The sequence below is a fragment of the Mesorhizobium sp. M7A.F.Ca.US.007.01.2.1 genome (assembly GCF_003998165.1).
Lineage (GTDB): Bacteria > Pseudomonadota > Alphaproteobacteria > Rhizobiales > Rhizobiaceae > Mesorhizobium > Mesorhizobium ciceri.
In genome coordinates this window covers 1-5,268 of sequence record NZ_RZQP01000333.1, presented here as the reverse complement: position 1 = coordinate 5,268, position 5,268 = coordinate 1, and the positions used below count along the sequence as shown (strand labels likewise).

Below are 5,268 nucleotides of genomic sequence, written 5' to 3'. Positions count from 1 at the left end.
TCCCCAGATCATGGGGAGATGTGGAAGCCGATCATGAGCGCTCCGTTTGGTCGCGAACTCGAACTCGCCGTCTTCGACGAGGAGGGCGAACATGCGCTCGTATTTCCCTGTATAAAAGGCCGGCAGGGTTGGAAGCACGCCGGGACTGGCGTGCGCGTCGATATCCGCCCGTCGCGATACGGCTTATCCAGACCGGCGTCGGCGTCGACTTCCACAATCCAGACGCCGTCCTTCGGCATGTGCTGGGCTGCGAATTCCTGGTCCGAGGCGGGCGCGAGGATGACCGACTTGTGGCTGTTGCCCACGATTTCACGTCAGCCTTCCTCGCGCCGGTCTTGCCCGCCTCGTATTTCACTTCATTATCCTGCCCGCCAGCAACCTTCGCGCGGTCCTCATTGCGTCCACGGGTTGTTCCAGTACTGGCCATTTTGTCCTCCAAAGGATTGCCATTCCAGACCCGATAACGCCGCCAGACTCTTCCGGTTCAATCTGTCGACTACCGCTTTGAACCGAATTCCACGCACACGATTGAATCGAGCCATGAATTCGAGTTCGACAAGTTGATGGGTATCGCGCTCAGGTCGCGATTCCGGCCCATGTTGCATGTCGCGCGGCCTGACCAGTCCTGCCAGAGCTCACGATGGCGGACTCGGCGCCGAAAAGCGCCGCGAGCCGAGATGCCATATCATAACGCCAATGTGCGTGTGAGCCCGCGAGCAAGGAAACGACCGACATGTCTTTGACCGGACACGGTCATCGAGCGCAGGCTAAGCCGGTCCGTCGCCTACCGGCCTAAGCGCTCTTCACTTGGCCCGCTGTTAAACGTGCAGCAGATCACGCAGGCGGATCGGCAATCTGGGCGAAGCGCGCAATTCGACACAACTCGCCTCCCAGTGTCCGAGGTACTCGGCGATCGGCATGCTGGTGCGGCCAGGCCAGCGGTTGAGTGCCCCCAAAGCCTCTACGCAGTCCGGCGCGCGGCCGTATTCGGCGAGGATGGTCAGCGACATTGCCTGGGCGAACGGATTAAGAGCGGGCATTTCGATCTCGCCGCGGTGGTCGGCGAACCACGCAGCGGCGTCGCGCGTGAGCCCCTGGCTTTCAGCGAGCGCTGCATAACGATCGATGATGTCCTGGCGGTACCGGGCGATGGCATCGCCGAAGGCATTGTCGCCGGCGAAGGGCGGCGCCTCCTTCCAGCTTTTCGCCAGACGTGCGAGCCCACGCAGCGAGTGGGCCTCCACCATGGTCTCCTCGATCCATTGGCAAGGCGGCGCCGGCCTGGCGTCCGGTTGCCAGCTGTTGCAGAGCACATGGCCGAGTTCGTGCCCGAACTGGTAGGCGAGCTTCGACCAGTCACGCTCGCCGATATCGACGATGATCCAGGCCATACTGCTGCCGTCCGGATGCAGCCAGATTGCCGGCGTGCCGGAAGTGTGCTCGTCGACACGCAGGCGCGTCGGCTGGCGGTCGGACAGCAGGCGGACGCCGTCGAGGCATGCATGCCGCATGCGTTCGACGACCTGATCAGCGGCTCCCTCAAGCATGTGGCCCCAGTCGCCGGCAAGCTCGATGGGGGCGGTTAGGAGGTTTGGTTGCGAGCTAGCTGAGGAAGGTGGGGAAGACATGACCCCGTAGCCTGTGCTCCAACCGCCCGAGGGTGTCAACGCCACTGGTGTGAGGCTGCCGGCCACTGAACCTGCAAGCAAATTTAGGAGATCTCGTCGCAGCAACTTCGAAACTCGACCATGTTGCCCTGCAAGGAGAAAAATAGGAAGTCCAGCTTGTTCTGCCATCGGCCGAGGTCTAAGCGTAGACCCCTTGAGAGTTGAACTACTCGGAAGCGGCTAGGGGACTCGAGGGTGGGCGAGGCGATCTTTACCAAAACGTATGTTGGCGATGCTTTATCAAGCTGGCAGGTCGTCCACGAAATGTCGACTCATATCGTTGGCGGAGCTTTGGTCGTTCGCGACAGTGACCGCCGTGACTGGCATCTTCTACGACTTCACGATTCAGCTTTTCTGTTTCGAATGGTTCGGATGAGGTGCGTCCTCAGATTCTTCCCCACGACCACCACAAACTTCTATATCCATCACTATGGTTCTTTGGATGTTGCCGAAATTGCACTCGACGGCACCATAATAAACAGGGGTATCAGTCACACCATTTCGATCAACGCTCATCCAGATGACACGATCGAGATCGATGTGAGCTTTTTGAGTTGCCACGGGTCTCTCTCAATAGGCTGCTCCGACAATGGTCGTCCCGTCTACGCCGGCACTGGACTCGAACAGTTTGCACTCTTGAGCGTTCTGGTTGAAACGTTTGATGCATACCCCGAGTTGTCTCGCACGCCGGCAGAGGAGCGGATCACCCTCGTCGATGTTGGCGGCCAAGGAGGGCTACAGCTCAAGTGGATGCTGCGAGCCGATCATATTACGCCCGTCGTGTTCGAACCCTTGTCGTCGGAAGCGACGGTGATACGACAAACCCTCGATCGAATTCCGGGCGCGCAAGTGGTGGAAAAGGCGCTGGCAAACACTTCTGGCCCCCAAAAGCTGTATATTACTGCCGGATCATACTGCTCGTCTTTGCGAGAGCCAAACTTTGAGATCCTGCAGAACTACTCAGTAGCCCGTGTCTTCAACGTTGTCAGCATGCAAGAGGTCGAATGTGTTCGATATGACGAATTGTTCCGCGCAAGCGCGGTTCCGTCACCGGATGTTATAAAAATAGACGTCCAAGGTCTTGAATACGAAGTTCTGCTTGGTTTCGGCCACCTTCTGGAATCCTGTTTGGCTATCGAGCTGGAAACGCATGTTGTTCCGATATATCGAGGACAAAAGCTGATTGGTGACATAGTCGACATTCTGGGCGATTTCGGTTTCGCCCTACGCCAGCTTAATCAAGTACCGCACTTCGATGGCGATGCAGTCGAGTTTGATGCCCTTTTTACGAAGAGGCGCGACAAGGTTGCAACTCTTTCTGATCTAGAAAAGCGAAAATTTGCTGTAATCATTCAGGTGTTAGGAATTCTTCCTTACCCGTGAGGCCATGAGTAGAACGACCGTTCGCCAGCGATCGAGGTAGAGTCCTTCAAGGCTCACCCCTGATCCGTCGCCACTCGATCTGAAGGTTGCTCATCGTCTAGAATAACGAGTGGCGGCATGCAAAGAAAAGCTTGCATCGAGCCGTATGCCGCACACATCGCGCAGTCAATGCCCGTGTCGTCAAGGACGACGCCAGTTCCAGGAAACGGGATAAGTCTGCTGCGGAGCGGCAGACACTTTTCCAGAAGTATCCGCGCACCCCTTGGTGTGATTGTGTATGCCTGAAGCCCAAACGAATGCTCTACCTTGATAAGGAATCTGGAGAAGTTCTCGGACTGGAACAAGGCAGTTCTATTAGTATATTGACGATCGTAGAATTCCATTTTGGCTTTTGAGAAACCAAGGTCAAGCCAGAGAAAGGATGGGTCAAATATATAGCCCCACTGTATGATATCCCAATCTGCCCGTGCTTGAGATATAATACTGGTGGATTCCTCCGTGAAACGAAACGATGACCGAATATCGTCTTCGAAAATAGTTATTGTCTTGTTTTCTGAAACCGACAGCTTCCACAAGCTGATATGGGATAGAGCGCACCCTAACGTGCCCGGGGGATACGGACAATCACTGGTAATCAGACCTTCCTTGATGAGCGCCTCCCTGTCGAGAGAAGTGCCGTCAACGGCTGATACGCGAACGGTATTGTGCAATAAATGCCAGTTGTTACTTTGGTACCTGCTCCAGCGCTCGATGCTGCGGTCTAGGTTTATCAGGTGAATTTTCGGGGAACCCGTCGGCTCGACAGGCCGGGCTGGCATCGTCCCGGAGACAGAGGGCGTGGCGGCAGTGAATGTGGAGGTATCGCCCGCACCATGCAACAGCGCTCGAGCCCGTTCGATGCCATCACTCACATGGTATTGGCCATCGCCAAAGGTGATGTAGCCATAGACTTGTCGGTTATCCATATACTGGACGATTCCGGCCTTCCTGGCGCTGGCAGCAAAGACAACGTACTCGTACCGCGATGTGCCGTCCTCGTATGTCAGTTCGGTCAGCACGTCAGCCCGGACAAGATATGTGCAATGCACGAGCGGCACCTCGATGGCGCCGCGCACGTGGCGGTTGAGCACCCAACCATACTGATCGCACTGCAGATAATACCCGTTGGCATCGATCTCGGCATGAAAGTTCGAATAATATTGGCCCGGCGAGATAGAGCGAAGCAGAGGAGCGACGATTGGCAAATCAAGCGAGACAAGTTCTCGCAGCGTGGCCGATCGCACGAAATTGTCGACGTCGGCCACGAAATAGAAATCGCAGCCGTGCTCGAGCGTTTTCCGCAGACTTATGTTGCGGATTCGGCCAAGCACCCTGAAGCGCGTCTCATTCCATTCGTGCTCGCCAAACTGCTCAACACGATCGACGACGTCCGAGGCGTCGATTTCGACCGCCGCATAGAGGTGACCCACGCGCTCTACCCATTCGCGCAGTATATGCTCGGTCCTGTCGGTATTGTTGTTTGTCCTGATGTATAGGACGATCGATGCCTTCGGGTAGCCGAGCGCCTCGATGCACTCGAGGTAAAGCGGCAGTGCCGGTTCCTTCTGCTTTGCCAGGATTGCAATCAGGATGCGCGGTGAACCCTTCAGGCGCGACCGCAGCGAACGCTGCCGGATAAGCTTGTGCTGATCGATCAAGCTCTCTGTCCCGAACGCCCCGAGATTCGACGGTTCATGCACCGGAAGCTTGTCAGTGGCGAAACGCGCGTTGGCCACCACGCGCTTCGCCATTTCCGCCGGCAATTTTTCGCTGGCGAGCAATTTCAGACAGGCGTCGAGTGAATCCCGGTAAGCGCCTGTCCAGTAGGCATTGACGGCAAACTCGTCGAGCAATCCGTAATCGTAGACCCAAGGCTGTATGAAAAGTCCGGGGGGTTGTGCAAGGTCGAGCCCTCGACGCGCAAATTCCGCTCCCTCCGCGTTCCGGCCCTGGGTGCGGCAATAGAGGCTCGCGGCGTGAAGAGCTTCAGCGCGGGCGGGAACGGCCTGCGTCGCACGCTCAAAGATTGCAACGACCTCGTCGAATGGCCGTCCCAGCGCTGCCATGAGATTGCCCGCTTCGAGCAGGCTGACATAGATTTCCTCGTCCCAGAAGCCCAGCTCGGCGCGCTTCAGATAGTTTGCCAGCGATTTTTCACGTTCTCCGGAATCCCTATAGC

3 protein-coding genes and 2 pseudogenes are annotated in these 5,268 nt (G+C 56.9%); 1 reads left to right on the top strand and 4 read right to left on the bottom strand.

What is annotated here, in order from left to right; translation table 11 throughout:
- Positions 1–170 precede the first annotated feature (170 nt).
- From EN949_RS36890 to EN949_RS32765, 3 genes and pseudogenes are all read right to left on the bottom strand, one after another.
- Positions 171–290, bottom strand: a pseudogene (locus EN949_RS36890) (cytochrome oxidase); the annotation flags it as partial.
- A gap of 38 nt (positions 291–328) precedes the next feature.
- A pseudogene (locus EN949_RS36885) lies at positions 329–427 on the bottom strand (DUF3606 domain-containing protein); the annotation flags it as partial.
- Between the two features lie 391 nt (positions 428–818).
- On the bottom strand, positions 819–1,547 hold the full coding sequence (locus EN949_RS32765) for a hypothetical protein (RefSeq protein ID WP_245472569.1): 729 nt from the start codon (positions 1,545–1,547) through the stop codon (positions 819–821).
- 315 nt (positions 1,548–1,862) lie between these two features.
- Between EN949_RS32765 and EN949_RS32760 the strand changes: the two genes are divergently transcribed.
- Positions 1,863–3,050: an FkbM family methyltransferase gene (locus EN949_RS32760; RefSeq protein ID WP_127367311.1), complete on the top strand. Its 1,188-nt coding sequence runs from the start codon at positions 1,863–1,865 to the stop codon at positions 3,048–3,050.
- A gap of 53 nt (positions 3,051–3,103) precedes the next feature.
- On the opposite strand, the gene EN949_RS32755 is transcribed toward EN949_RS32760, so the two are convergent.
- Positions 3,104–5,268: glycosyltransferase family 25 protein (locus tag EN949_RS32755; RefSeq protein ID WP_164782615.1), on the bottom strand; the 2,165-nt coding region annotated here is incomplete at its 5' end.